Genomic DNA, 24,427 nt, shown 5'->3' on the forward strand with positions numbered 1-24,427 from the left:
GGAGCGATGACCACCAGACGCCAATTCCTGTCCATTGCTGCACTGGCGGCGACCTTGACCGCCACCGGCCGGCCCGCTCGCGCCGAGGGCTTCTTCGAAGCGCTGTTCTTCGGCGGCGGCGGGCTCGAGCCGGGTCTCGGCCCCAATCCCCTCGTCGGCAGTCCCTTCGCGCGCCGGCGCGTCCGCTTCGACGGCGCGGAAACACCCGGCACGATCGTCATCGAGACCGGCCCCAAATATCTCTATTTCGTCGAGGGCAACGGCCGGGCCACCCGCTACGGCATCGGTGTCGGCCGCGAGGGTTTCGGCTGGCGCGGCACGGTGCAGATCGGCCGCAAGGCCGAGTGGCCGGACTGGATTCCGCCGGAGGAGATGCGGGTGCGCGAGCTGCGCCGCGGCCGGCGCCTGCCGGTGCGGATGGCCGGCGGGCCGGACAACCCGCTCGGCGCACGCGCGCTCTATCTCTATCGCGGCGGGCGCGACACGCTCTATCGCATCCACGGCACCAACGAGCCGCAGACGATCGGCCGCAACGTCTCGTCGGGGTGCATCCGGATGGTCAATGCCGATGTCGTCCATCTCTACGGCCGGGCGGAAATCGGCGCCAAGGTGATCGTCCGCTGAACGGTCTGCGCGCGCATCTCTGATCCCTGCGGCCGCGGCGGCGCTTTCACGGCGCCGTCCTCGTGCTATGGATGCCGCCGCGATCGCCCCGCTGAAAGCATCCCCCATGCACGCCCCCACCGCTGCCGCCCCGCCGCCGCTCGACCATGCGACGGTGCTGACCATCATCACCGGCATCATGCTCGCCATGTTCCTGGCGGCACTCGACCAGACGATCGTCGCGACGGCGTTGCCGACGATCGGTCACGAGCTCGGCGATCTCGGCAATCTCGGCTGGGTGGTCTCGGCCTATCTGCTCTCCTCCACCGCGGTGACGCCGCTCTACGGCAAGCTCAGCGACATCCACGGCCGCCGTCCGGTGCTGATGACGGCGATCGCGATCTTCATCGTCGGTTCGGTCGCCTGCGCGATCGCCCCGACCATGCTCGCGCTGATCATCGCCCGTTTCGTCCAGGGGCTGGGCGGCGGCGGGCTGATCTCGCTCGCCCAGACCGTCATCGCCGATGTGGTCGCGCCGAAGGAGCGTGCCCGCTACCAGGCCTATATCGGCGGCGTGTTCGGCGCCTCGAGCGTTGCCGGACCCGTGCTCGGCGGCTTCATCGCCGGGGCGCTGCACTGGAGCGTCATTTTCTGGATCAATGTGCCGCTCGGCATCGCCGCCTTCCTGATGACGGCGAATGCGCTGAAGAAGCTGCCGCGCCACGAGCGGCCGCATCGGCTCGACCTGCCCGGCGCCGTCCTGATGGTGGCGGCCGCGCTGGCGCTCCTCCTCGCCCTCACCTGGGGCGGCGTGCGCTTCGCCTGGTCGTCCGTCGAGATCCTCGGCCTGTTCGGCCTTTCGGCCGTGCTCTGGGCCGGCTTCGTCGCCCGCGTCACCACCGCGCCCGAGCCCTTCGTGCCGCTCGACGTGCTGTTCGACAGGGTCGTCGCGCCCGGTGCCGGCGCCGCCTTCTTCGCGGTCGGCACGATGGTCGGGCTGTCGATCTACATGCCGCTCTATTTCGAGGCGATCGAGGGCTTTTCCGCCGCCCAGTCGGGCGCCGCGCTGGTGCTCTTCACCGCGACCACCGTCGGTGGCGCCTTCACGGCCGGCCGCATCATGGTGAGGGTGCGGCATTACAAGCGGCTGCCGCTCGTCGGCCTCGTCGTCAGCGCGGCCGGCATGATCGTGCTCGCCTGGCTGTCCGGCCGGGTGCCGTTCTGGCTGCTCGAGATCCTTCTCGCGGTCGCGGGCTTCGGCCTCGGCACGATCTTCCCGATTTCCACCGTCGCGGTGCAGAACGCCGTGCTGCCCCATCAAATGGGCACGGCGACCGGCCTCATGAACCTCTTGCGCTCGCTCGGCAGCGCGCTGCTCGTCGCCGGCTTCGGCGCCGTCTTCCTGTCCGTCCTCGCCGCCGGCGGCGGCGGCACGGGCTCGGCCGAGCAGCTCGTCGCCGGAGCCGTGGCGCATGGCGACGGCGCGGCGATCGCCGAAGCCTTCCGCTGGGTATTCGTCGCCGCGGCGATCTCGGTCGCGATCGCCTTCGTGCTGATCCTCGTGATGGAGGAGCGCCCGCTCCGGGGCGGCGCCCACCCGCCGCCGACGGCGGAGGGCTGAGGCACGTCGGCAACCCGCTCGCCTCGGGCGGGCGGGTCGTCGCGACACGCCGACGCCGCGCGCCCGGCGGACAATGGCCGCAGCCGGGCGGATCCGCTCAGCGGCGGCCGTCAGAGGCTCCGGCGCGCAACGGTCTTTGTCGACCGGCTCGAAGCCGGCCGTGCCCGAACTCAGCGCGTCTTGTTGTTCGGGTCGAGATGGCGGCCATAGGCCTTTTCCTTCTCGGCCCGCGTCTCGAGCAACGCCTCATAGGCCCGTTTGGCATCGTCCGAGAGCGCGACGCGCTTGACCGTGCCGGTCTTGCGCGTCCGCTTCTGCGGCTTGTAGCGGTCACCCACCCCGTTCATCCGTCTCTCCGTCGCCAGCGAGCGAAACGGGCCGCCCGATTCGCTCAGTCGATCAACTTATAGGCCGGGACGGTCAAGAAGGCTTCGAAGCTTTCCGCGGTGGATAGCCGCGCGAAGAGGTCGATCGCCTCCGGGAAACGGCCCGCGGCATAGGCCGCCTCGCCCACCTCGGCCTTCACCACCTCCATCTCCTCGGCGAGCGCCTTGTCGAAGAAGGCCCCGGTGACTGCCGTGCCGTCATCGAGCGTCGCGCCGAAATGGAGCTGCTGCCAGATCTGCGCGCGGGAGATCTCCGCCGTCGCGGCATCCTCCATCAGGTTGTAGATCGGCACCGCACCGCGGCCGCGCAGCCACGCTTCGATATACTGCACGCCGACACGGATGTTGTGTCGAAGCCCCGCTTCGGTGCGCGTTCCCTCATGGATCTCGAGCATGTCCTTCTGCGACACGGCGGCGTCGTCGCGGGTCACGCCGAGCTGGTTCGGCGTCGGCATCAGCCGGTCGAACACCTCCATCGCCACCGGAACGAGGTCGGGATGGGCGACCCAGGTGCCGTCATGGCCGGCGGAGGCCTCGCGCTCCTTGTCCGCGCGGACGCGGGCGAAGGCCGCCTCGTTCGCCGCCGGATCGTTCTTCACCGGGATCTGCGCCGCCATGCCGCCCATCGCGAAGGCCCCGCGGCGATGGCAGGTCTTGATCAGGAGGTCGGAATAGGCCTTCAGGAAGGCCTTGCCCATCACGACCTGGCCGCGGTCGGGCAAAAGGAAGGCGCGATTGTTCCGGAGCGTCTTGATGAAGGAGAAGATGTAGTCCCAGCGTCCGCAGTTGAGGCCGGCAATGTGCGGCCGCAATTCGTAGAGGATCTCGTCCATCTCGAAGGCCGCGGGAAGGGTTTCGATCAGCACGGTGGCCTTGATCGTGCCGAGGGCGAGGCCGAGTCGCTCCTCCGCGAAGGTGAAGACGTCGTTCCACAGCCGCGCCTCGAGATGGCTCTCGAGCTTCGGCAGGTAGAAATAGGGGCCGGAGCCGAGGTCGAGCGCGAGCCGGGCGCAATGGAAGACGTAGAGGCCGAAATCGACCAGCGAGCCGGAGGCCGGCCGGCCGTCATAGGTGATGTGGCGCTCCGGCAGGTGCCAGCCGCGCGGCCGGATGATCAGCACCGCCGGGTTCGGCTTGAGCTTGTAGTCCTTGCCGGTCCGCTCGTCGGTGAAGTCGATCTTGCCCTGCCAGCGATCCTTGAGGTTCAGCTGGCCCTCGACCATGTTCGACCAGGAGGGCGACGAGGCGTCCTCGAAATCGGCCATGAACACCTTGGCGCCGGAATTGAGCGCGTTGACGATCATCTTGCGGTCGACCGGCCCGGTGATCTCGACACGGCGATCCTGCAGATCGGCCGGGATCGGCGCCACGGTCCAGTCGCCCGCGCGGATCGCGGCCGTCTCGGGCAGGAAGTCCGGCAGCGCGCCGGCGTCGAAGGCCTTCTGCCGCTCGACCCGGCGGGCGAGCAGGTCGAGCCGCCGCTCGTCGAACGCGGCGTGCAGGGCGGCGACGAAGGCGAGCGCTTCGGCGGTCAGGATCTCGTCGAAGCGCGGGCCCAGGGCGCCCTTGATGGCGAGCTTCGCGGCGGCGTCCAACATCTCTTCGTTCTCCGGAACGGGCGGGATGAGACGACTATGCCACCAAGCCGTGCGGCGCTGAACCGGCATTGACTCCCGATCACTCTTTCCGTTTTGGAAAAGATCAGAGGCCAGTTGCGCCCCGAAGCACGAGTGCCGCAGCGGCAGGATCGGCCGCCGCCATGATCGCCGAGACGACCGCGATGCCGTCGGCACCCGCTTCGACCGCCGCCCGGACGTTGCCGGCGTGCAGGCCGCCGATCGCCACGATCGGCAGGTCGGTCGCGGCGCGCAGCCGCGCGAGACCGTCGAGCCCCAGCGCCGGCCCGGTATCGGTCTTGGTCGGCGTGGCGTGCACCGGGCTGGCGCCGATATAGTCGACCGGGCCGAGATCGGCCGCGGCGAGTTCCTCGAGCGTGGTGATCGACAGGCCGACGATGGCGTCCGGGCCGGTGAGGCGGCGGACGAGGCCGGGCGCCATGTCGCGCGCCCCGACATGGACACCGTCGGCGCCGACCGCCAGCATCACGTCGACCCGGTCGTTGATGACGAGCGGGATGCCGCGCGGCCGCGTGACTTCGAGCAACGCCGCCGCGGTCTCGCAGAGCGCCCGTGTTTTCGCCTCGGGATCGCGCAGTTGCACGAGGGTCACGCCCCCGTCGAGCGCCTGCCGAACCGTCTCGACGACGCCGCGCGGCCCGGCGAGCACCGGGTCGGTGACGAGATAGAGCGTCGGGTCGAAGCGCCTGCCTTCGTGGAGCGCCATCAGGCCGGCTCGACGAGGGAGATCGCCGCGCGGCGGGCGAGCGTCGCTGCATCGAGAGCGTAGAGCGCGTCGCAGAGTTCGGCCGGCAGATGACCCGGCCCCTTCACCCGGGCGGCGGCTTCGGCACCCGCCGCGCCATAGACCGCGAGCGCCGCAACCGCCGCTTCGAACGGGGGGCGGACGGCGGCGAACGCCGCGACCGTCGCCGACAGGGCGCAGCCGAGCGCGGTCGAGGCCGGCATCAGGGCATCGCCTCCCTCGATCGCGACAAGGCGCTCGCCGTCCGTCACGTAATCGATCGCACCGGTGACGGCGACGACCGCGCCGCTCGCCCGGGCGAGCGCGCGCGCTGCCTCGACCGCCGCATCCGAGGAAGCGGTCGAATCGACCCCCTTGCCGCCGCCCGCCGCGCCCGAAAGGCTGATGATCTCGCTCGCATTGCCGCGGATGATTGCCGGGCCGTTCTTGCTGAGTTCGGCCGCGACACCGGTACGATAGGGCGTCGCGCCGCAACCGACGGGATCGAGCACCCAGGGCTTGCCGAGCGCCGCCGCTTGGCGGCTCGCCCGCCGCATGCCCTCGACCCATGGTTCGGAGAGCGTGCCGATATTGACGACCAGCGCCGAGGCGATCGCGACGAAGTCCTCGACCTCCTCCACCGCGTGGATCATCGCGGGCGACGCGCCGACCGCCAGCAGCACATTGGCCGAGACGGTCATCGCCACGTAATTGGTGATGTTGTGGACGAGCGGCCGGCCGTCGCGAACGGCGGCGAGCGCCTCGGCGGCACCCTCGATCGAGAGGGAGGACGGGATGGTCTGGTTCGACATGGCGTCGTGCTCCGTGTTGTGCGGCGCGACGACGGAAAGACGGATCGAGGAGCCTCGCGGCCCCGCGCCTCATTCCCTCCGCCGGCATGATCCGGATCAGGTTCCACGGGTTGGCGAAAGCCTCTCAGCCCCGTCCGACGGACGAAGCACCCCGATGAAGCGGGCGAACCCTAGACCGGACGCCGCGGGCTTGGCAAGCCGGCGAAGTCGTCAGCGGATGAGGATGATCTCGACCCCGACCGCATCGGCGACGGCCGACCAGGCGCGGTCGGCGGTGATGGCGGCGAGGCCCCTGCGCCGCGCGAGCGCGAGGCAGGCGCGGTCGCCGAGCGAGAGGCCCGCCCGACGCGTCAGCGGCTTCATTGCTGCGGCGTCGAGGGCCAGTTGAGCGTCGAACGGCACGATCTCGACTCTCGTCTCGACAATCAGTGCGAATGCCGTTTCCGGGGCGAAACCATGATCGGCGAGGGCACTGACCGCCTCTGAAAGGTTGACGGTCGCGAGCGCCGCCGTTTCCGAATACGCGTCGATCACCTCCCCGCCACGTTCGCCGAGAAGCGCCGCGATGACGGCCGAGGCGTCGAGCACGACCGCCATCAGTCGCGCCAATAGGTCTTACGTTCGGCGAGAAAATCGTCGACAGTGAAACTCTTGCCGGATTGCGCAAGGATCGCCTGCGCCTTCTCGCGCGCCCGCCGCCAGCCTTCGGCGGCCGTCTTTACGCGAAGTTCCCCCCCGTCGAGGGTGAGAAGGACTTCTCCGCCGCCGTCGATCCCCATCGACTTCCGCAACTCGGCCGGAATGCTGAGCTGTCCAGAAGGTGAGACCACGGCCTTGATGGGCTGGGACATGGAGGGATCTTCCTGTCGTGGTGCGGCCGGGTGCGCGAGCGAGACGATAGCTGAAATCGCTCAGACCAAGAACATGGGCGTGGAACCGCCCTCACGCCAGTCCCGCCGGCCTCTCCCCGCCATAGGCCCAGTCGAGCAGTTCGATCGTGTGGACGACCGGCACGCCGGCGCCCGAGGCGAGCTGGGTGATGCAGCCGATATTGCCCGTCGCGATGACGTCGGGCGCCACCTTCGCGATGTTGGCGAGCTTGCGCGCCTTGAGCCGTGCCGAGATCGCCGGCTGCAGCATGTTGTAGGTGCCGGCCGAGCCGCAGCAGAGATGCCCCTCCGGCACGTCGCGCACGGTGAAGCCCGCCTTCTGCAGCAGCGTCTTCGGCGTCGTCTTGATCTGCTGGCCGTGCTGCATCGAGCAGGCCGAGTGATAGGCGACGGTCATCGGCTGCGGCGGGCGCGCCGGCGCGAGCTTCAGCGTGTCGAGATATTCTGTGATGTCCCTGGCGATCGCCGAGACCCGCGCCGCCTTCTGCGCATAGGCCGGATCGTCCCGGAACATGAAGCCGTAATCCTTGATCGTCGTGCCGCAGCCCGAGGCGGTGATGACGATCGCGTCGAGGCCCGGCCCGTCCATCTCGGCGATCCAGGCGTCGATCGTCCGCTTCGCGCTCTCGTGCGCGGCGTCGGATTTGCCCATGTGGTGGGCGAGCGAGCCGCAGCAGGCCTCGCCCTTCGCGATCACCACCTCGACGCCGAGCCGCGTCAGGAGGCGGACCGTCGCCTCGTTGATCGCCGGATCGAGCACCGGCTGGACGCAGCCCGAAAGAAGGGCGACACGGCCGCGACGCGGCGCGGCGGCCGCGAACACGCCCGGCCCCTCGGCGGCGCTCCGCCCGGCGGGAAAAGAGGGCGCCAGCCGCAGCATCGCCGCCATCCGCTCGCCGCCCGGCAGCCCAGCGACGAGACCGGCGAAGGGCTTCGCAAGCGCCGCGCCGGCGAGGGCGAGGCGGAAACGGTTGCGGTGCGGCAGCACCGCGGCGATGACGGACCGCATCATCCGGTCGAGGAAGGGCCGGCGATAGGTCTCCTCGATATGCGCCCGGGCATGGTCGACGAGGTGCATGTAGTGCACCCCCGACGGGCAGGTCGACATGCAGGAGAGGCAGGAGAGGCAGCGGTCGACATGCTTGACCACCTCCTCGTTCGCCGGCTTGCCGCCTTCGAGCATGTCCTTGATCAGATAGATGCGCCCGCGCGGCGAATCGAGCTCGTCGCCGAGCAGGACATAGGTCGGACAGGTCGCGGTGCAGAAGCCGCAATGGACGCAGGTCCGGAGGATCTTCTCCGATTCCCGGACGTCCGGATCCTCGAGCTGCGCGGGGGAAAAGGCGGTCTGCATCGCTCGCTCTCGTTCTCGTCAGGCCGCGTCGAAAACCGCGGGAAATATGCCCGCCGGGTCGAAGACCGTCTTCACCTGCCGCGCCAGGGCGGCGAGCGGCGCCGGATCGGGCGTGAAGGCGGCGACCGCCGCGCGCGTCGCCGGGCCGGCGCGCACCAGCGTCGCATGGCCGCCGGCGGCCGCCGCCGCGGCGCGCATCGCGGCGGCGCCGGCATCGCCCGTCTCGTCGGCGCTCGCCCAGATCAACCCGCCCCCCCAGTCATAGAGGAGCCGGCTGCCGAGCGCCGCTTCGAGCCTTCGGCCGACCGCCGGCCCCTCCATCGGCGGCACGGAGAGGCGCCAGACGGCCTTGCCCGGAGGCGCTGCGAGCAGGCGCACGTCGCGGATCGCCGCCCAGAGCGCGCGCGAATCCTCGCCCTCCAAAAGCTCGGCGGGGCCGAAGGCGGCGAGCGCCGCGGCGAGCCGCTCGCGCCGATAGGCGACCGAGGGCGCGAACCCCTCGAGCCGCATCACGGTGTGCGAGACGTCGCCCGGTTCCGCCGGCAGATGCGCCGCACCGGTCACTTCCCACGGCGTGCCGAGTGCCGCCGACAGCGCCGCGACGCCGCGCTCGGCGTCGAGCCCGGCGATCACGAGCGTCGTCTCGGTCTCGGCCTCGGGCAGGACCTTGAAGGTCACCTCGGTCAGCAGGCCGAGACTGCCGCGGGCACCGGCGAGGAACTTCACGAGGTCGAGCCCGGTGACGTTCTTCATCACCCGCCCGCCGGATTTCACCGTCTCGCCGCGGCCGTTGACGAAGCGGATGCCGATCAGCGAGTCGCGCGCTGCGCCCGAATGGATGCGACGCGGGCCGGAGACGTTCGCCGCCGCGACGCCGCCGATGGTCGGTTCGCCCGCCGTGCCGAGCAGGGGCCGATGGTCCATCGGCTCGAAGGCGAGCCGCTGCCGGTTCGCCGCGAGCGCGGCCTCGACTTCCGCGAGCGGCGTGCCCGCCCTCGCCGCGATCACCATCTCGGCCGGCTCGTAGAGCGTGATGCCCGAAAGCGCACGGGTGGCGATGGTCCTCTCCGCCTGCACCGGCCGGCCGGTCGGACGCGTGCCGCCGCCTTCGATGGCGAGCGGCGCGCGCGCCGCCGCCGCCTCGCCGATGATCGCCTCGGCCTCGGCCTCGGACGCGGGAAGGAGCACGCTCACGACAGCACCACCCAACGACGCCCTGCCCTCTCCCCCCTCGTGGGACAGAGCCGGAGAGGGGGCCGGCCGGGCACGGCCTTTCCATCCGTCCTCCCCGCGAAGGCGGAGTCCCGTCGCACGGCGGAGGGAGGCGGGCGTCTGACTGAGGGATTTCTGTCCTCCCGGCGCCTCCGGACGCCCGTCACCCCGGCCTCCGTGCCGGGGTCCATAACCGGGACGCCGGGCCGCCCGCAAACCGCCGCCCCCCTCGGGGGGAAAACCGGGGCGCGAGACGAATACGCCGAAGCCGGGCAACACGCTCCCGGAATGCCGACCCTCACGATTATGGATGCCGGCACGGAGGCCGGCATGACGGGGGGAAAGCAGCGCACCCGCAGCAGAAGCCTGGCCCTCACGACAGCACCCGCCCTTCGAGCGGAAACACCTTGTTGGGGTTGAGCAGCCAGGCCGGATCGAAGGCGGACTTCAACCGGGTCTGCTGGGCGAGATCGACCGGCGTATACTGATGCACCATCAGCTCGCGCTTCTCGACGCCGACGCCGTGCTCGCCGGTCAGGCAGCCGCCGACCTCCACGCACAGCTTCAGGATCTCGGCGCCGCATTCTTCCGCCTTTTCGAGCCCGCCCGGCTCATTGGCGTTGAACAGCACCAGCGGGTGCAGATTGCCGTCGCCGGCGTGGAAGATGTTGGCGACCTCGAGCCCGCGCGCCGCGCAGATCTCGGCGATCCGCCGCAGCACGAGCGGCAATTGTCCGGTCGGGATGGTGCCGTCCATGCACATATAGTCGGCGATCCGGCCCATCGCGCCGAAGGCGCTCTTCCGGCCCTTCCAGATCGCGAGGCTCTCGGCCTCGGAGCGCGAGACCTTGATCGTCTGCGGCCGGAAATCCTGTGCGATCGCGGTGATCCGGCCGAGCAGGTCCTCGATCTCCGCTTCCGACCCCTCGACCTCGACGATCAGCATCGCCTCGACGTCGAGCGGATAGCCGGCATGGGCGAAGGCCTCGCAGACCTTGATCGCCGGCCGGTCCATATATTCGATCGCCACCGGGATGATGCCCGAGCCGATGATCGCGGCGACGCAGGCGCCCGCGTCCTCGGCGGACGAGAAGCCCATCAGCACCGGCCGCGCCCCTTCGGCGAGCGGCAGGATGCGCAGGGTCGCCTCGGTGACGAGGCCGAGCTGGCCCTCGGAGCCGACGACGAGGCCGAGCCAGTCGAGCCCCGCCGCATCGAGCGCCTTGCCGCCGATCTCGACCACCGTGCCGTCCATCAGCACGATCTTCGCGCCGAGCACATTGTTGGTGGTGACGCCGTATTTGAGGCAGTGCGCGCCGCCGGAATTCATCGCGATGTTGCCGGCAATGGTGCAGGCGAGCTGCGAGGACGGGTCGGGCGCATAGAAGAAGCCGAGATGCGACACCGCGCCCGAGACGGCGAGATTGGTGACGCCCGCCTCGACGCGGATGGTGCGGTTGGCGGTGTCGACCTCGAGGATGCGGTTCATCTTCGAGACGCCGACGACGACCGAATCCTCGGTCGGCAGCGCCCCGCCGGCGAGCGAGGTCCCGGCGCCGCGAGCGACGACACGGACACCCTCGCGGTTGAGGAAGGCGAGCACGGCCGACACCTCCTCCGTCGTCTCCGGCAGCACGACGGCGAGCGGGATCTGGCGATAGGCGGTCAGCGCATCCGTCTCATAGGCGCGGCGCTCATCCTCGGCCGTGATCAGGGCAGCGGGCGGCACGAGCGCGGCGAGGCCGGCGAGGATCGACGCGCGGCGCTCGACGACGCCCGCGCGCGGCGCGAGCTTCGGTATCGCGGACATGGCTCCTCCTCAACCCCCTGTCCCTGCGGATAGTTTATGCCCATCCGCGCGACAAGCCCAATGCTTCCGGCAGCGACAAACTGTTGCCCCGGGGTTGAAAGTCGCCGCTCTTTGTTGCCATTGTCGCGCGGGGACCCCCGCCCATGCCCGACTTCACCGAAATGGAAATCTTCGCCCGCGTCGTCGCGGCCGGCAGCCTGTCGGCGGCGGGGCGTGAACTCGGCCTTTCGCCGGCCGTGGTGTCGAAGCGGCTGAAGCGGCTGGAAGACCGGCTCGGCACGCGGCTCCTGCAGCGCACCACGCGGCAGATCGCGCTGACCGAGGCCGGCCGCGGCTTCCACGACCGGATCGTCGCCATCCTCGCCTCGATCGAGGAGGCCGAGGCCTTTGCGAGCCGCCGGTCGGAACTCGCCCGCGGGGTGCTCAAAGTCTCGGCGCCGACCTCCTTCGGCCGGCTGCACGTCGCCCCGCACATGCTCGCCTTTCTGGAGGCCTATCCGGACATCACGGTCAATCTGGTGCTCTCGGACGACTTCGTCGATCTGGTGCGCGACGGTTTCGACATGGCGATCCGCATCGCCGAACTCGCCGATTCGACCCTCGTCGCGCGGCGTCTCGCCCCCAACCATCGCATGCTCTGCGCCGCACCCGCCTATCTTGAGCGGCACGGCACGCCGCGCTCGATCGCCGAACTGCACCGCCACGCCCTGCTCGCGACCGCGAGCCAGGATCCGTGGCGGCTCGAGGGGCCGGACGGTGCGATGACGATCCACGCGAGCGGCCGGCTGCGGACCAACTCGAACGAAGTGGTGCGCGAGGCGGTGCTCGCCGGCGCCGGCATCGCGCTCCGTTCGACCTGGGACGTCGGCCCGGAGCTGCGCTCCGGGCGGCTCCGCGTCGTGCTGCCGGCCTGGCGCGCCTCGAACCGCGTCGCCGTCCACGCCGTCTATCCGAGCCGGCGCTATCTGCCGGGCAAGGTCCGCGTCTTCATCGACTATCTCGCCGGCCTCTATGGCGAAAACCCCGCCTGGGACGAAGGGCTCGACGATCTGATCGCGGCGGAGTGAGCGCCGGGGCGTCCGTCTTCGTACGGCTCGCGAACACCCGGCCGAGCCACGGGCTCTCCGCCTCCGGCCGATCGGCCGATACGAGAAAAGGCGCGGCCGCGGCCGCGCCTTCTCGATATGGTAATGCCGGCTCGCGCCTCAGAAGCGGCGGCCGCGGGCGATATCGACGTCGAGCACCCGGCCGCTCCGCGCGTCGATCGTGACGCGCATCGGACGGTCGCGCCGGTCCTCGCCGCGCACCACGAAGGTGCGGCCGCGACGGTCGACATCGACGACGCGGCGCATGCCCTCGCGCCGCGCGATGCGGCGGGCGTCGTCACGGTCGATACCGCGGCGGTACATGTCGTAACGGGGATCGTCCGGACGGATGCGGACGCCGTTCTCGTCGATGATGATCTGCTGCGCGGCGGCGGGAAGCGCCGTCGGCGCAAGCGTCGAGGCGGAAAGGGCCACCGCGACGAGAATCTTCTTGAGCATGTTTCTCTCCAAGCACCGGGCCGCGCGGCGGCCCTTCGACGACGATGTTTAAGGCCCGCAATCTGAATGGCGGATGAACCGCGTCGATCAAGTAAAAGCGAGCCTCCGGGTTCCTGCCGCGGCCGGCCTACACCATGCGCATGCTCATCCCGCCGTCGACGACGAGGGTCTCGCCGGTGATGAAGCCGTTGGTGAGCAGCTCGACCGAGGCGGTCGCGACGTGGTCGACCGTGCCGAGCCGACGCAGCGGAATGCGGTTGTCGATGTTGTTGCGCCGGGCCTCCGGCGTCATCGCCGCATGGAAGCGCGTCTCGATGATGCCCGGCGCGATCGCGTTGACGCGGATGCCTTCATGGCCGTGATCGCGGGCGAGCGCGCGCGCCATCTGCGGCAGGGCGCCCTTCACCGTCTGATAGGCGACCGTGCCGGGGCAACCCTTGAGACCCGCGACGGAGGAGACGAGGAGCACCGCGCCGCCGCGGCGGGCGAGCAGACGGTGCGCCGCGCGGAAGAGGTGGAAGGGACCGTGCACATGGACCCGGAACGCCTCCTCCCATTCCTCGACCGGGATCGACACCGCCGTGCCCGGCACGGCGCCGCCGGCCGCCGGGACGAGATAGTCGACCCGGCCGAAACGGGCCTCGGCGGCCTCGACGAGCGCCGTCGCGAAGGCCGGGTCGGCGGCGTCGCCCAGTTCGAGCGCGACGCCGGTGACCGGTTCGAGCCGCGCGAGCAGTGCGTCGACCTCGGCGTCGCGGTGCCGGCCGGCGAGCACGAGATCGACGCCGCGGGCGGCGAGCGCCTCGGCGATCGCGGCGCCGATGCCCCGCGTGCCGCCCGTGATGATGGCCACCGGCCTCTCCGATTCGTTCATCGATCTCTCCTCCAGATCCCGTCCGACCAAGGGCCGGCCTCGTTCCGCGCGCCGTCATTGCCCGGCTTCCGCGGCGCCGCTAATGTGCCGCGCCCTGCCTTGATACCCCCGGAGCCGCCCATGGCGCGAGACGCCGACGATTTGACGCCGCTCGATGGCCGGCGCGCTCTGATCGAGGAGATCGCCGCCGGCGAAAAGCCGAAGGCGGACTGGCGGATCGGCACCGAGCACGAGAAGTTCGGCTTCTATGCGGACAGCCTCGCGCCGGTGCCCTATGCCGGCCCGCGCGGCATCGAGCGCCTGCTCCACCTCATGGAAGGCCTGCTCGGCTGGCAGCCGATCCTCGACCGCGAGAAGATCATCGGCCTCGTCGATCCGGTCGGCGGCGGCGCGATCTCACTCGAGCCGGGCGGCCAGTTCGAACTGTCCGGCGCGCCGCTCGAAACCGTCCACCAGACGTGTCGCGAACTGCACGCCCATCTCGCGCAGCTGCGCGAATGCGCCGAACCGCTCGGCATCCGTTTCCTCGGCCTCGGCGCCTCGCCCGTCTGGTCGCTCGCCGAGACGCCGGTGATGCCGAAATCGCGCTACGAGATCATGACCCGCTACATGCCGAAGGTCGGCACGCGCGGTCTCGACATGATGTACCGCACCGCCACCGTGCAGGTGAACCTCGACTTCTCGAGCGAGGCGGACATGGTGAAGAAGATGCGGGTGAGCCTCGCGCTGCAGCCGGTCGCCACCGCGCTCTTCGCCAATTCGCCCTTCATCGACGGTACAGCGAACGGGCTCCTGTCGAATCGCGCCGAGATCTGGCGCGACACCGACAATGCCCGCGCCGGGCTGATCCCCTTCGCCTTCGAGGAAGGCTTCGGCTACGAGCGCTATGTCGACTGGGCGCTCGACGTGCCGATGTATTTCGTGAAGCGCGGCAATGTCTATCACGACGTGGCGGGTCAGTCCTTCCGCGACCTGATGGAGGGCCGGCTGCCGGGCCTTCCCGGTGCGCGCGCGACGCTGTCGGACTGGAAGAACCATCTGTCCACACTTTTCCCCGACGTGCGGCTGAAGCGCTTCCTCGAAATGCGCGGCGCCGACGCCGGCCGGTGGCGGTCGCTGACGGCGCTGCCGGCCTTCTGGGTCGGCCTGCTCTACGATCAGGCCGCGCTCGACGCGGCCTGGGAGCTGGTGCGCGACTGGACGGCGGAGGAACGGCAGGCGCTGCGCGACGGCGTGCCGCGGAACGCCCTCGCGACGCCGTTCCGCGGCGGCACGGTGCGCGACATCGCGCGCGCCGCGGTGGCGATCGCGCGATCCGGGCTCGCCGCGCGAGGCCGGCTCAACAGCGAGGGCGTCGACGAGACGGTCTATCTCGGACCCGTCGAAGAGGCCGTCGAGAGCGGGTTAACGCCCGCCGAGCGGCTTCTCGTCCTGCAGCGCGAGGCCTGGGACGGCAGCCTCGCACCGATCTTCCGGGAGAACGCCTACTGAACTGCGTGACGACGGCCTACATGTTGATCGGCCTCAAGGTCCGGGGCGGTGCGAGACGCCATTGTCGGCGCCATCGTGAGAGATACGGAGGGTCGTCATGGCGATCAGGGACATCAGCGTGATCATCGACAATGCCGGCAGCCAGCCGGCGGCGGTCGCCGCCGCGGAACTGGCACGCCGCTTCGACGCCCATCTCGTCGGCATCGCGCTCGCCTATGACCCCGTCGTGCCGGGCTATGGCGTCGCGCCGGTGCCCGCCGATTTCATGGTCGAGGCGCGCGAGCGGGCGATCGACGAGGCGAAGGTGGCTGCCTCCGCCTTCGGCGCGATCGCCGAGCGGGCGGGCATCGCCGCCGAGACGCGAATCACGGACGTGCTGACCGGCGGCGGGCTCGACGGCCTCGTCGCGCAACTGCACTTCTCCGATCTCGTGGTGATCGGCCAGGACGATGCGGATCATTCCGAGCCGATGCGCGACGCGGTGATCGAGGGCGTGCTCTTCAACGCCGGCCTGCCGGCGCTTCTCATTCCGCGCAAGGGCGCCCCGACCATCCCGCTCGACCGGGTGGTCGTCGCCTGGGACGGCTCGACCACGGCGGCGAAGGCGGTGCGGGCCGCCATGCCCGTGCTCGAGCGGGCGAAGGCGGTGGATGTGGTGATCGTCGGCGAGGATCTGCCAGAGGGCGGCGAGCCGGGCGCCGATGTCGCGGCGCATCTCGCCCGGCACGGCGTGCCGGTGACGATCCGCACCGTCGCCGACACCGCCGGCGACATCGCCGCGACGCTGCGCCAGGCGGTGCTCGAATCGGGTGCCGACCTGCTCGTGATGGGCGGCTACGGCCACAGCCGACTGCGCGAATGGGTGTTCGGCGGCGTCACCCGCTCGATGCTCGATACGATGACCGTGCCGGTCCTGATGGCCCGGTGAGGCATCCCGCCGAGACCCGGCGCCGCCGCGATTTGACGGCGCCGCGACGGCAGGAAATCATGGGCCAAAGGAGCGCCCATGAAGACCGTCTATGATTGGATGCGCGACGCCCAAGAGGGCGCGCTGAAGGCGATGAGCGGCGAGCGCCTCGGCCTCTCCGCCGGCGACGCGACGCGCGCCTTCGAGGCGCTGATGCCGGCCTTCTGGCTCGGCATGCGGCGCTCCGCGGCCGACCCGTTCGGCTATCGGGCCTTCTGGGAGTCGCTCGGCGCCGGCCGCTATCTCTCCTATTTCGATAATCCGATGGCGGCCTTCCAGGCCTCGGCCTTCGCCGAGGGCGAAGCCGCGCTCGAGCGCCTGTTCGGCTCGAAGGATCTCGCCCGCGCGGTCGCCCGTCAGGCCGAAACGATGACGGGCATCGGCCAGGACGCGATCCAGCGGATGATGGCCGGGATGGCGAACGTCATGATGGGCGGGCTCGAAAAGGCCCGGCCGGCACCCACCTTCGGCAATCCCTTCCTCGCCTGGTTCGATGCGATGCGTCCGGAGGGCGACCGCCGTCCGGCCGGAGGCGGACCGACGCCCTTTTCGCGCCTGATGGAATCCTGGCTCGGCCTGCCGCCGGAGCCCGAACCCGAGCCGGAGGAACCGATGAGCGAGGAGGAGGTCGTCGACCGTCTCTTCGACGCGGGACGATCGATGCAGCAGAGCTATGTGAAGTCGATGGAGACGCTGTTCGACCGGTTCTCGAAGGGCTGAGCGGCGGCGCCGCGCGGGAGAGGGCCGGAACGAAAAGGCCCGCCGCACGGGGCGGCGGGCAGTTTGGAACGGACCCAGGGGATCGAAGGGTCGTTCCGATCGGAATGAGGCGGACGGCGCGGGGGATCACGCCGTCCGCGGCGAGGGGCGCGCGCCGAGGGGGCTTCAGGCGGCGCTCGTGATCGCAGTGCGTATCACCGCGCCCAGGGCTCGCCAATCGTTCTCGTCGAGACACCGCGGGCGCGCAGATCGGCCGCGAGGCCGCGCCGGTCGAGCGCATGGGCGCGCGAGGCGGCCCGCCGCTCGATGGCGAAATGGTTGAGCCGCAGCGTCGGATCCTCGTCGGAGGCGGAGGCGAGCGCGGAGCGGACGTCGCCTTCGGTCACGCCGATATCGGCGAGCATGCGGGAATCCCATTCCAGCATCCGGCCCAGCTCGCGGCGGTTTTTCCAGGCGCGCAGGAACGAGACGACCGGATAGAGCACGCCGGCCACTGCGTTGCGCAGCGAAGCGCGATGCGGGCGGGGCGTGGACGCGTAATGCTCGAGCGTGGTCATCGGAGCCTCCGGCGGCTGGCGGCGCGAGATCCTCCCGCTCTCGGGATGGGGCTGCTCGGCGCGGCGTTTCGGAACAATTGGAGAATGGCCGAGGGCCATTGATCATTCAAACGAATGTTTCTAATATCAGCCATCGAAATCAGTGATCCTTCGACGGCGATATCGTTGCCGGACCATCGACCATCGGACGGCTCCGCTCCACCCGAAAACTGCGTCGACGCCCCCGCACGAGAGGAGAAGCGAAATGGCGAATGTGCTCGATCTCGACCAGCTGCGGACCTTTGTCGCGATCGCCGACACGGGGAGCTTCACGCGGGCGGCGGACACCGTCCACAAGACCCAGTCGGCCGTGTCGATGCAGATGCGGCGGCTCGAGGAGCGGATCGGCAAGCCGATCTTCGGCCGCGACGGCCGCAGCGCCAAGCTGACCGAGGACGGCGAGCGGCTGCTCGGCTATGCGCGCCGGCTGGTCCGCCTCTCGGACGAGACGGTCGCCGCCTTCGACGAGGACGAATTGTCGGGCCGCGTGCGGCTCGGCACGCCGGATGATTATGCCGACCGTTTCCTGCCCGAGATCCTCGCCCGCTTCTCGCGCTCCAATCCGCGCGTCGAGGTGACGGTGGTCTGCGAGCCGACCGTGCAGCTGATCGAATGCCTGCGCAATGGCGAGCTCGATCTCGGCATCATCACCAATATGCGCGAGACGCCGCAGGCCGAGATCATCCGGCACGAGCCGCTCTACTGGGTGACGTCGAGCCACCACCGCGTCGAGGACGAGGAGGTGCTGCCGCTCGCCCTCGGCCGGCAGACCTGCTGCTGGCGGCGCGAGGCGCTCGACGCGCTCGCCACGATGAGCCGGAAGTATCGCATCCTCTATGCGAGCAACAATTCGACGGCGCTGTCGGCGGCCGTGCTCGCCGGCCTCGCCGTCTCCGTGCAGCCGGAATCGGCGCTCCGCCCGGGCATGCGGATCCTCGGCGAGGCCGACGGCTTCTCCCGGCTGCGGCCCGCCGAGATCGCCATCATGCGCTCCTGGACCCAGCCCGCCAACGCGATCGTCGACGCGCTCGCCGAGCACATCGTCTCCTCGCTCGACAATCTGACGATGCGGATCGCGGCGGAGTAGCCGAGCCCTCCCTCAAGGCCATACATCCGTCATCCCGGGCGGAGCGAAGCGGAGACCCGGGATGACGGGCGGCGTACCGAGCCGCTGTGCGGACGGCCCAGCGTCCCGATTATGGACCCCGGCACAGAGGCCGGGGTGACGGGCATTCGGGGGCGAAGCGGTGCGCTTCGTCCTCGGAGCGCTGCGCGTTCCAGCGGGGCTTCGTTCTCAGGGCCGGTCTGCAGCCCTCGCCACCCGTCATGCCGGCCTCTGTGCCGGCATCCATAATCGTGACGGCAGGCGTTCGCGGCGGACCTTCTCCATCCGTCATGCCCGGCAATCCATGCGGCCGATGGCCCGGCGTGACAGCCCCCGGTCTCCGCTTCGCTCCCGCCCGTGATCACGGGCGGCGTTTGCCGAGACGAAAAGAGCGCCCTACCGCCGCAGCACGATGACGTTGCCGATCATGACGAGGGCGAGGCCGGCGATCGCCGCCGCCGTCCAGTGATAGCCCTCGAAGACCGTCGAGATGGCGAGCGCAATGACGGGGAAGAGCACCGTCGAATAGCCGGCGCGGGCCGAGCCGATGCGGCCGAGCAGCGTCAGATAGGCGACGAAGGCGAGCACCGAGGAGACGACCGAGAGCCAGCCGAGCGCCGCCAGATAGCGCGCGGTCGGCTCGATGACGAAGGCATGGCCGAGCGCGAGCGAGGCGAGCGTCAGAAGAAGGGTCCCATAGGCCATGCCATAGGCGTTGGCCGGGATGACCGGCAGGCCGCGGCGCTGGTTGACGGCGGAAATCATGTTGCCGGTGCAGAAGCAAAGCGTGCCGCCGATGCAGAGCGCGAGGCCGAGCGCGGCATGGCGGTCGAACTCCGTGCCGGCGATCTCCGGCCAGAACATCAGCGCGACGCCGCAGAAGCCGAAAGCGGCACCGACCAGCACCCGCCGGTCGATCCTCTGGCCGAGGAAGACGGCGCCGAGCAGCATGTTGAACACCGAGGCGAGCGAGAAGATCACCGCGAGCAGTCCCGAGGTGAGCGCCATCCCGCCATGGTAGAAGAAGACGAAATTGACCGAGAAGATGAAGACACCGAGCCCGGCGAAGCGCAGGTGATCGGCGAGCGGGAAGCGCATGCGCTCGCCACGCAGGAGCGCCCAGCCGAACATCAGGATGGCCGAGAGGCCGAAGCGCCAGACGAGGGAGACCTCGGGGGCGACGACGCCGAGCTGGTTCTTGAGCGCGATCCAGCTCGTCGACCAGGCGAAGACGGTGAGCGCATAGAGCCCGTAATCGAGCGGCGCCATCGGACGCTCCGACACGGATTTGCGCGGGGCGGGTTCGGAAAGGGGCAGTTCGGAGGGGCGCATCGCATCCGCCGGGCGAGGAAGGGCCGGACCTTGCGCCGCGCGGGCGGAGGCGTCCAATCAAGCCTCGTGAAGTCCGGCTTCACGGAAGTTGATGAGGGCGGCGTTCGCCAAGGCGGAGATGCGTTTCCCCGCTGCCACGCGGTGCGTCCCGCTATCGTCAAGCTCCGCGCCGCCGGCTAGAAAGGATGCGGTTCACCTCACCTCGACCCCGGAAGAGCACCATGCGCCTTCTCAAGCTGTTCGCCGTCGCCGCGTCGCTCGCGCTCCTGCCGGCCGCCGCGCCGGCGCTGGGTCTGCCCGATCTCGGCGGGCGGACGATCGTCGCCGTGACCGAGAACGCCTATACCCCGCTCAATTTCGCCGATCCGAAGACCGGCGAGGGCATCGGCTGGGAATACGACGCCGTCAACGAGATCGCCAAGCGCCTCAACGCGAAGGTCGACTGGAAGCTGACCAGCTGGGACGTGATGATCCAGGCGGTGCGCGACGGCCAGTTCGACATCGGCATGGACGGCATCACGATCAATGACGAGCGCAAGGCGCAGGTCGACTTCTCCGACCCCTACATGGTCTCGGAGCAGTTCATGCTGGTGCGCGCGGACGAGAACCGTTTCTCGGACGCCGCCGGCTTCAAGGCCGATCCGAAGCTCCTCGTCGGCGCGCAGGCCGGCACGACGAATTTCTACGTCTCGGTCTACAACGTGCTCGAGAGCAATGAGCAGGACCCGCGCGTCAAACTCTTCGAGACCTTCGGCGCCTCCGTCCAGGCACTGAAGACCGGCGATGTCGATCTCGTGCTGATGGACAAGGTTTCGGCCGAAGGCTACATCGGCGCCTCGCCGGGCTCCTTCAAGATCGTCGGCGGGCCGCTCGGCCGCGAGGAGTTCGGCTTCATCTTCAAGAAGGGCTCCGATCTCGTCGGCCCGGTCAATGCGGCGCTCGCGGCGATGAAGGCGGACGGCACCCTCGCAGGGCTCGACAAGAAGTGGTTCTACGAGTGGCGCGCGAGCCAGTGAGGCCGTGAGCCGACCCTCCGAACCGCGCCGCGCGATCCCTTACTGGCTGCTCGCGGCGCTCTTTCTCGGGCTGCTCTTCCTCTGGCTGATCCTCGCCGACGGCGATTACCGCACCATCGCCGCGACGCTCGTGACCGGCGTGTCGACGACGCTCTGGGTGACGGCGGTCGCCTTCACGCTCGCCGCCGGGCTGGGCCTCCTCATCGCGCTCGCGCGGCTGTCGCGCTTCCGTCTGCTGCGCGAGATCGCGACCTTCTATGTCGAGATCGTGCGCGGCATCCCGATGCTCGTCTTGCTCTTCTACATCGCCTTCGTCGGCGCGCCGCAGTTCGTCGCCTTCTGGAACTGGGCGCTCGGCGGGGCGATCGGCGCGGGCCTCCTGCCGGCGCTGTCGGTGCGGGACTTCGACATGAGCGGGCGGGCGATCGCGGCGCTCTCGCTCGGCTACGCCGCCTTCCTCGCCGAGATCTTCCGCGCCGGCATCGAGGCCGTGCCGCGCGGCCAGAGCGAGGCGGCGGCGGCGCTCGGCCTGTCGCGCCGGCAGAGCTTCCGCTTCGTCGTGCTGCCGCAGGCGCTGCGCACCGTGCTGCCGCCGCTCGGCAACGAGTTCGTCTCGATGGTCAAGGATTCGGCCCTCGTCTCGGCGCTCGGCGTGCAGGACATCACCCAGCTCGGCAAGGTCTATTCGGCCTCGACCTTCCTGTTCTTCGAGACCTACAACGTCGTCGCCTTCCTCTATCTCGTCATGACGATCGGCCTGTCGCTGCTCGTCCGCGGTCTCGAGCGGCGCCTGAAGCGCGGCTGGGAGGCGCGGTAGGCGCCCCAGCCACAGCCCTTTGCCGCGGGAACGGGAGAAGCGTCAGCCGACGAGGATGACGTGCAGGCTGCGCGGGCCATGCGCGCCGAGGAGCAGCTTCTGCTCGATGTCGCCCGAGCGCGACGGGCCGGTGACGAAATTGACCGTGCGGGGCAACAGGCCCTTGCCGTGCTTCGCCCGCAGCCGCGCCCAGACGCTCTCGAGGTCGCCGACCACATCGGCGGCATCGACGACGACGAGATGATAGTCGGGCAGGAAGTTGAGCGTCGTCGGATTGTCCGGCCCGGAGGCGAGCGCGAGCGTGCCGGTCTCGGCGACGCCGGCTTCCGCATGCGACAGGCCGACGAGATCCTGGCCGTCGCTGCGGCCGGAGGTCAGGGTGAGCTGCGGCACGCGCTCCCAGGGCAGACCGGCGAGCCGCGGGTCGGCGCCGCGCTTGACCTCCGCCGGCAGGTTCCTCCGGCGCAGGAAGGCGGCGACCGCCTCCGGCACATCGGCTGCGGCGGCGACACGCTCGACGGTGGCGAGCGAGGCTTCGGCCTTCTTCACGAACAGCGCGATCTGTGCGTCGTGATCGATCTGCGCGCGCGCCGGGATGACGCCCTTCGGGCTCTGCGCCAGCCGCTCCGCGACGGACATGCGGCGCGGCGCCTCGCCGCCCGTGACGCCGATCGCGCGGCGGATCTTCGACAAAACGGCGTCGCGGGCGGTCATGCCGCCTCCTCTGTCTGGAGTTCCTCGAGGCGCGCCGGATCGCGATCGAGCAGGCGCAGCAGATTGGCCATCGGCCGGCTGACCACGACCTCGCCGGATTCGTATTTCTGGAAGGCGCGCGGCCCGCCCCCGAGAAGCTCGCCGGCACGGCGCTGCGACAGCCGGAGCTTCTCGCGGATACGGCGGACTTCGTCCGGATTGGGAAGCCCCGTGATCTCCGCCTTGATCTCGGAGAGGGCGGCGTCGGTCACCGTCAGGCCATCATGGCCGAGAATGCCGTCGCTGTCGTCTTCCGGATACCAACCCGGGACGTCAACCGTCCGCTCCAGCCCGCGATAGCGGATCGTGAGGGCGCGGATACCGCGCCTCAGTTCGCGGCCGGTCTCCGGGTGGATGCGCGTCTCCGATGACATTCACTTCTCCTTGAAGGAAAGGATCATGAATTCGGTGATCAGATCGTCGGTGAACTTCAGGTAGATCGTCATGCCGTCTGGCGCGGGCACATGGTAGACATCCTGCCAGCGGCGATGATCAGCAAAGCTCGTCATGGATTTATAGAACATCGTCCGATCCATCGTCCTGATGAGGGCGGCGACGTCGCTCGTCGCGTAGCCGAGCTCGGCGGCGGACAACCTCGCGGATTGGGTCATCTGAGCAAGGTATGGATCACCGCACACCGCCTTGAACCGGTCGAGATCGTGGCTCGGCTTCCGCTTCTCCATGCGCCCCCCCGCGCATCGGATCGCGGCACCATTATGGTGCCGAATCTCGCCCGATCAAGCCGCCTTCCTCCGTTCCGCCCATTGCTGCTGGAAGGTCTTGCCCTCGGGCGCCGGGAGGTCGCGATATTTGGTCCAGCCGCCGGCGAGCGGCAGCGTCCGGAAGCGGCCCTTCGAGCGGCCGACGAGGCCGAGGCCGCCCATCGCGATGCGCGTCGCGAACTGGTAGAGCTTCGGCCGTCGCGCGAAATAGGACCAGACCGAGAGGCCCCAGCGCACCGTCGCGGGCGAGAGATGGCGCTCGAACTCGCGCTCGCGCCAATGCCGCATCATCTTCGGCAGCGGGATCTTCATCGGGCACACGCTCTCGCAGCGGCCGCAGAAGGTCGAGGCGTTGGGCAGATGCCCGGCCTTGTCGACGCCGACCAGCGTCGGGGTGAGCACCGCCCCCATCGGGCCGGGATAGACCCAGCCATAGGCGTGGCCGCCGACCGAATGATAGATCGGGCAATGGTTCATGCAGGCGCCGCAGCGGATGCAGCGCAGCATGTCCTGGAACTCCGTCCCGAGCATGGCCGAGCGGCCATTGTCGAGCAGCACGACGTGATACTCTTCCGGGCCGTCCGGATCCCCCGGCCGGCGCGGTCCCGTCGAGAAGGTGGTGTAGACCGACATCTCCTGCCCGGTCGCCGAGCGGGCGAGCAGGCGCAGGATCTGCGAGACGTCTTCGAGGGTCGGCGTCACCTTCTCGATCGAGGCGACGACGATGTGGACCTTCGGCAGGATCTGGGTGAGATCGCCATTGCCCTCATTCGTCACGATGACCGAGGTGCCGGTCTCGGCGACGAGGAAATTGGCGCCGGTGATGCCGACATCCGCGGCCAGGAACTTCTCCCGCAGCACGGCGCGCGCCTCGGCGAGCAGGGTGGCGTGCTCGGTGAGGTCGCGGTCCTTCGGCAGGCCGGTATGCACGCGGCGGAAATCCGCCTCGATCTGATCCTTGTTGAGGTGGACCGCCGGGGCGATGATGTGGCTCGGCCCTTCGTTGCGGATCTGGATGATGTATTCGCCGAGATCGGTCTCGACCGGCACGAGACCGGCGGATTCGAGGTGTTCGTTGAGGCCGATCTCCTCGGCGATCATCGACTTGCCCTTCGTCACCGTCCTGGCGCCGACGGAGCGGCAGATGTCGAGAATGATCGACCGGGCGTCCGCGGCGGTCTCGGCGAAATGGACCTTGGCGCCGTTCTCGGTCGCCCGCTTCTCATAGGCCTCGAGATAGAGGTCGAGATGGGCGAGCGTGTGGTTCTTGATCGCCCGCGCCTGCTCGCGCAGCGCCTCGAATTCCGGCAGGCCGTCGACCGCCTTGATCCGCTTGTCGATGAAGCCGGCGCGGACATTGCCGAGCGCGCGCTGGAGCTGGCCGTCGTCGAGCGCGTGGTGGGCGTTCGACTTGAACTCGGGCGAGGTGAGATGCATGGGG

Annotated in this window: 26 protein-coding genes and 1 riboswitch; of the genes, 9 read left to right on the forward strand and 17 right to left on the reverse strand. The window is 69.7% G+C overall.

The genetic code is table 11. The features are described 5' to 3' along the window. The first annotated feature begins 6 nt into the window (after positions 1–6). Together GGQ63_RS05930 and GGQ63_RS05935 are read left to right on the forward strand one after the other, a co-directional pair. Entirely contained in the window at positions 7–624 is a 618-nt protein-coding gene (locus GGQ63_RS05930; RefSeq protein WP_183853536.1) for a L,D-transpeptidase, read from the forward strand. Between the two features lie 106 nt (positions 625–730). Next, positions 731–2,224, forward strand: coding sequence for an MDR family MFS transporter (locus tag GGQ63_RS05935; protein ID WP_183853538.1), 1,494 nt, complete (start codon positions 731–733; stop codon positions 2,222–2,224). Between the two features lie 170 nt (positions 2,225–2,394). Here the strand turns inward: GGQ63_RS05935 and GGQ63_RS05940 are convergent, their stop codons facing one another. The 9 genes from GGQ63_RS05940 to GGQ63_RS05980 all read right to left on the reverse strand — a co-directional run bounded on the left by GGQ63_RS05940 (position 2,395) and on the right by GGQ63_RS05980 (position 11,049). Then, positions 2,395–2,571 carry a hypothetical protein gene (locus tag GGQ63_RS05940; protein ID WP_183853540.1) on the reverse strand — a complete coding sequence of 59 codons (177 nt, stop codon included), beginning with the start codon at positions 2,569–2,571 and terminating at the stop codon, positions 2,395–2,397. 44 nt (positions 2,572–2,615) lie between these two features. Beyond that, positions 2,616–4,208 carry a malate synthase A gene (gene aceB, locus GGQ63_RS05945; RefSeq protein ID WP_183853542.1) on the reverse strand — a complete coding sequence of 531 codons (1,593 nt, stop codon included), beginning with the start codon at positions 4,206–4,208 and terminating at the stop codon, positions 2,616–2,618. A 103-nt stretch (positions 4,209–4,311) separates the two neighbouring features. Beyond that, positions 4,312–4,953, reverse strand: coding sequence for a thiamine phosphate synthase (thiE, locus tag GGQ63_RS05950; protein ID WP_183853544.1), 642 nt, complete (start codon positions 4,951–4,953; stop codon positions 4,312–4,314). Next, positions 4,953–5,783 (reverse strand): hydroxyethylthiazole kinase, encoded by an 831-nt coding sequence (thiM, locus tag GGQ63_RS05955; protein ID WP_183853546.1) that lies wholly within the window; start codon positions 5,781–5,783, stop codon positions 4,953–4,955. Before thiM ends, thiE begins: the two co-directional genes overlap by 1 nt. A 56-nt stretch (positions 5,784–5,839) precedes the next feature. Further along, positions 5,840–5,947, reverse strand: a riboswitch (TPP riboswitch). 46 nt (positions 5,948–5,993) lie between these two features. After that, positions 5,994–6,380, reverse strand: a complete 387-nt coding sequence (locus GGQ63_RS05960) for a type II toxin-antitoxin system VapC family toxin (protein ID WP_183853548.1) — start codon at positions 6,378–6,380, stop codon at positions 5,994–5,996. Next, positions 6,380–6,634 (reverse strand): AbrB/MazE/SpoVT family DNA-binding domain-containing protein, encoded by a 255-nt coding sequence (locus GGQ63_RS05965; RefSeq protein WP_183853549.1) that lies wholly within the window; start codon positions 6,632–6,634, stop codon positions 6,380–6,382. The genes GGQ63_RS05960 and GGQ63_RS05965 overlap by 1 nt, the downstream gene beginning before the upstream one ends. Positions 6,635–6,725: 91 nt before the next feature. Beyond that, positions 6,726–8,027: a glycolate oxidase subunit GlcF gene (gene glcF / locus GGQ63_RS05970; protein WP_183853551.1), complete on the reverse strand. Its 1,302-nt coding sequence runs from the start codon at positions 8,025–8,027 to the stop codon at positions 6,726–6,728. A gap of 18 nt (positions 8,028–8,045) precedes the next feature. Further along, positions 8,046–9,221 (reverse strand): FAD-binding protein, encoded by a 1,176-nt coding sequence (locus tag GGQ63_RS05975; RefSeq protein ID WP_183853553.1) that lies wholly within the window; start codon positions 9,219–9,221, stop codon positions 8,046–8,048. Between the two features lie 391 nt (positions 9,222–9,612). Next, entirely contained in the window at positions 9,613–11,049 is a 1,437-nt protein-coding gene (locus GGQ63_RS05980; protein ID WP_183853555.1) for an FAD-linked oxidase C-terminal domain-containing protein, read from the reverse strand. 143 nt (positions 11,050–11,192) lie between these two features. On the opposite strand from GGQ63_RS05980, the gene GGQ63_RS05985 reads away from it, so the two are divergent. Beyond that, positions 11,193–12,116, forward strand: a complete 924-nt coding sequence (locus GGQ63_RS05985) for a LysR family transcriptional regulator (RefSeq protein ID WP_183853557.1) — start codon at positions 11,193–11,195, stop codon at positions 12,114–12,116. A gap of 138 nt (positions 12,117–12,254) precedes the next feature. Here the strand turns inward: GGQ63_RS05985 and GGQ63_RS05990 are convergent, their stop codons facing one another. Both GGQ63_RS05990 and GGQ63_RS05995 read right to left on the reverse strand, forming a co-directional pair. Then, positions 12,255–12,593, reverse strand: a complete 339-nt coding sequence (locus GGQ63_RS05990) for a PepSY domain-containing protein (RefSeq protein WP_183853559.1) — start codon at positions 12,591–12,593, stop codon at positions 12,255–12,257. Positions 12,594–12,720: 127 nt separating this feature from the next. Further along, entirely contained in the window at positions 12,721–13,467 is a 747-nt protein-coding gene (locus tag GGQ63_RS05995; protein WP_183853561.1) for an SDR family NAD(P)-dependent oxidoreductase, read from the reverse strand. A 120-nt stretch (positions 13,468–13,587) separates the two neighbouring features. Between GGQ63_RS05995 and GGQ63_RS06000 the strand changes: the two genes are divergently transcribed. From GGQ63_RS06000 to GGQ63_RS06010, 3 genes are all read left to right on the forward strand, one after another. Beyond that, complete coding sequence (locus tag GGQ63_RS06000) at positions 13,588–14,958, forward strand: glutamate--cysteine ligase (RefSeq protein WP_183853563.1); 1,371 nt, start codon at positions 13,588–13,590, stop codon at positions 14,956–14,958. Between the two features lie 97 nt (positions 14,959–15,055). Further along, on the forward strand, positions 15,056–15,886 hold the full coding sequence (locus GGQ63_RS06005; RefSeq protein WP_183853566.1) for a universal stress protein: 831 nt from the start codon (positions 15,056–15,058) through the stop codon (positions 15,884–15,886). 78 nt (positions 15,887–15,964) lie between these two features. Then, entirely contained in the window at positions 15,965–16,645 is a 681-nt protein-coding gene (locus GGQ63_RS06010) for a DUF937 domain-containing protein (RefSeq protein WP_183853568.1), read from the forward strand. A 194-nt stretch (positions 16,646–16,839) separates the two neighbouring features. Here GGQ63_RS06010 and GGQ63_RS06015 read toward each other — a convergent pair whose 3' ends face one another. Beyond that, positions 16,840–17,202, reverse strand: a complete 363-nt coding sequence (locus GGQ63_RS06015) for a hypothetical protein (protein ID WP_183853571.1) — start codon at positions 17,200–17,202, stop codon at positions 16,840–16,842. 244 nt (positions 17,203–17,446) lie between these two features. On the opposite strand from GGQ63_RS06015, the gene GGQ63_RS06020 reads away from it, so the two are divergent. Beyond that, a complete protein-coding gene (locus tag GGQ63_RS06020) occupies positions 17,447–18,328 on the forward strand; it encodes a LysR substrate-binding domain-containing protein (RefSeq protein WP_183853573.1) in 882 nt (293 codons plus the stop codon). Positions 18,329–18,742: 414 nt separating this feature from the next. On the opposite strand, the gene GGQ63_RS06025 is transcribed toward GGQ63_RS06020, so the two are convergent. Further along, positions 18,743–19,615: a DMT family transporter gene (locus tag GGQ63_RS06025; protein ID WP_183853575.1), complete on the reverse strand. Its 873-nt coding sequence runs from the start codon at positions 19,613–19,615 to the stop codon at positions 18,743–18,745. 284 nt (positions 19,616–19,899) lie between these two features. Between GGQ63_RS06025 and GGQ63_RS06030 the strand changes: the two genes are divergently transcribed. Continuing rightward, positions 19,900–20,694 carry a transporter substrate-binding domain-containing protein gene (locus GGQ63_RS06030; RefSeq protein WP_183853577.1) on the forward strand — a complete coding sequence of 265 codons (795 nt, stop codon included), beginning with the start codon at positions 19,900–19,902 and terminating at the stop codon, positions 20,692–20,694. Between the two features lie 4 nt (positions 20,695–20,698). Next, on the forward strand, positions 20,699–21,511 hold the full coding sequence (locus tag GGQ63_RS06035) for an ABC transporter permease subunit (RefSeq protein WP_183853579.1): 813 nt from the start codon (positions 20,699–20,701) through the stop codon (positions 21,509–21,511). 42 nt (positions 21,512–21,553) lie between these two features. Here the strand turns inward: GGQ63_RS06035 and GGQ63_RS06040 are convergent, their stop codons facing one another. Genes GGQ63_RS06040 through GGQ63_RS06055 form a run of 4 tightly spaced genes read right to left on the reverse strand, consistent with a single transcriptional unit; the run spans position 21,554 to position 24,423 of the window. After that, positions 21,554–22,225: a LutC/YkgG family protein gene (locus GGQ63_RS06040; RefSeq protein WP_183853581.1), complete on the reverse strand. Its 672-nt coding sequence runs from the start codon at positions 22,223–22,225 to the stop codon at positions 21,554–21,556. Next, a complete protein-coding gene (locus GGQ63_RS06045; protein ID WP_183853584.1) occupies positions 22,222–22,638 on the reverse strand; it encodes a type II toxin-antitoxin system MqsA family antitoxin in 417 nt (138 codons plus the stop codon). The genes GGQ63_RS06040 and GGQ63_RS06045 overlap by 4 nt, the downstream gene beginning before the upstream one ends. Further along, on the reverse strand, positions 22,639–22,947 hold the full coding sequence (locus tag GGQ63_RS06050; protein WP_183853585.1) for a type II toxin-antitoxin system MqsR family toxin: 309 nt from the start codon (positions 22,945–22,947) through the stop codon (positions 22,639–22,641). Positions 22,948–23,001: 54 nt separating this feature from the next. Then, on the reverse strand, positions 23,002–24,423 hold the full coding sequence (locus GGQ63_RS06055; protein WP_183853587.1) for a LutB/LldF family L-lactate oxidation iron-sulfur protein: 1,422 nt from the start codon (positions 24,421–24,423) through the stop codon (positions 23,002–23,004). Positions 24,424–24,427: the final 4 nt, after the last annotated feature.

The sequence above is a fragment of the Prosthecomicrobium pneumaticum genome, assembly GCF_014199915.1.
GTDB lineage: Bacteria > Pseudomonadota > Alphaproteobacteria > Rhizobiales > Kaistiaceae > Prosthecomicrobium > Prosthecomicrobium pneumaticum.

What these genes read in the sequence shown, in the direction of transcription:
- GGQ63_RS06030 (WP_183853577.1), top strand. Translation starts at nt 19,900, where the DNA reads ATGCGCCTTCTCAAGCTGTTCGCCGTCGCCGCGTCGCTCGCGCTCCTG.
- GGQ63_RS06015 (WP_183853571.1), bottom strand. Translation starts at nt 17,202, where the DNA reads ATGACCACGCTCGAGCATTACGCGTCCACGCCCCGCCCGCATCGCGCT.
- GGQ63_RS05960 (WP_183853548.1), bottom strand. Translation starts at nt 6,380, where the DNA reads ATGGCGGTCGTGCTCGACGCCTCGGCCGTCATCGCGGCGCTTCTCGGC.
- GGQ63_RS05990 (WP_183853559.1), bottom strand. Translation starts at nt 12,593, where the DNA reads ATGCTCAAGAAGATTCTCGTCGCGGTGGCCCTTTCCGCCTCGACGCTT.
- GGQ63_RS05980 (WP_183853555.1), bottom strand. Translation starts at nt 11,049, where the DNA reads ATGTCCGCGATACCGAAGCTCGCGCCGCGCGCGGGCGTCGTCGAGCGC.
- GGQ63_RS05940 (WP_183853540.1), bottom strand. Translation starts at nt 2,571, where the DNA reads ATGAACGGGGTGGGTGACCGCTACAAGCCGCAGAAGCGGACGCGCAAG.
- GGQ63_RS05965 (WP_183853549.1), bottom strand. Translation starts at nt 6,634, where the DNA reads ATGTCCCAGCCCATCAAGGCCGTGGTCTCACCTTCTGGACAGCTCAGC.
- GGQ63_RS05935 (WP_183853538.1), top strand. Translation starts at nt 731, where the DNA reads ATGCACGCCCCCACCGCTGCCGCCCCGCCGCCGCTCGACCATGCGACG.
- GGQ63_RS06050 (WP_183853585.1), bottom strand. Translation starts at nt 22,947, where the DNA reads ATGGAGAAGCGGAAGCCGAGCCACGATCTCGACCGGTTCAAGGCGGTG.
- GGQ63_RS06010 (WP_183853568.1), top strand. Translation starts at nt 15,965, where the DNA reads ATGAAGACCGTCTATGATTGGATGCGCGACGCCCAAGAGGGCGCGCTG.
- GGQ63_RS06055 (WP_183853587.1), bottom strand. Translation starts at nt 24,423, where the DNA reads ATGCATCTCACCTCGCCCGAGTTCAAGTCGAACGCCCACCACGCGCTC.
- GGQ63_RS06045 (WP_183853584.1), bottom strand. Translation starts at nt 22,638, where the DNA reads ATGTCATCGGAGACGCGCATCCACCCGGAGACCGGCCGCGAACTGAGG.
- GGQ63_RS06025 (WP_183853575.1), bottom strand. Translation starts at nt 19,615, where the DNA reads ATGGCGCCGCTCGATTACGGGCTCTATGCGCTCACCGTCTTCGCCTGG.
- GGQ63_RS06040 (WP_183853581.1), bottom strand. Translation starts at nt 22,225, where the DNA reads ATGACCGCCCGCGACGCCGTTTTGTCGAAGATCCGCCGCGCGATCGGC.
- GGQ63_RS06000 (WP_183853563.1), top strand. Translation starts at nt 13,588, where the DNA reads ATGGCGCGAGACGCCGACGATTTGACGCCGCTCGATGGCCGGCGCGCT.
- thiM (WP_183853546.1), bottom strand. Translation starts at nt 5,783, where the DNA reads ATGTCGAACCAGACCATCCCGTCCTCCCTCTCGATCGAGGGTGCCGCC.
- GGQ63_RS05930 (WP_183853536.1), top strand. Translation starts at nt 7, where the DNA reads ATGACCACCAGACGCCAATTCCTGTCCATTGCTGCACTGGCGGCGACC.
- GGQ63_RS06005 (WP_183853566.1), top strand. Translation starts at nt 15,056, where the DNA reads ATGGCGATCAGGGACATCAGCGTGATCATCGACAATGCCGGCAGCCAG.
- aceB (WP_183853542.1), bottom strand. Translation starts at nt 4,208, where the DNA reads ATGTTGGACGCCGCCGCGAAGCTCGCCATCAAGGGCGCCCTGGGCCCG.
- GGQ63_RS05985 (WP_183853557.1), top strand. Translation starts at nt 11,193, where the DNA reads ATGCCCGACTTCACCGAAATGGAAATCTTCGCCCGCGTCGTCGCGGCC.
- thiE (WP_183853544.1), bottom strand. Translation starts at nt 4,953, where the DNA reads ATGGCGCTCCACGAAGGCAGGCGCTTCGACCCGACGCTCTATCTCGTC.
- GGQ63_RS06020 (WP_183853573.1), top strand. Translation starts at nt 17,447, where the DNA reads ATGGCGAATGTGCTCGATCTCGACCAGCTGCGGACCTTTGTCGCGATC.
- GGQ63_RS05995 (WP_183853561.1), bottom strand. Translation starts at nt 13,467, where the DNA reads ATGAACGAATCGGAGAGGCCGGTGGCCATCATCACGGGCGGCACGCGG.
- glcF (WP_183853551.1), bottom strand. Translation starts at nt 8,027, where the DNA reads ATGCAGACCGCCTTTTCCCCCGCGCAGCTCGAGGATCCGGACGTCCGG.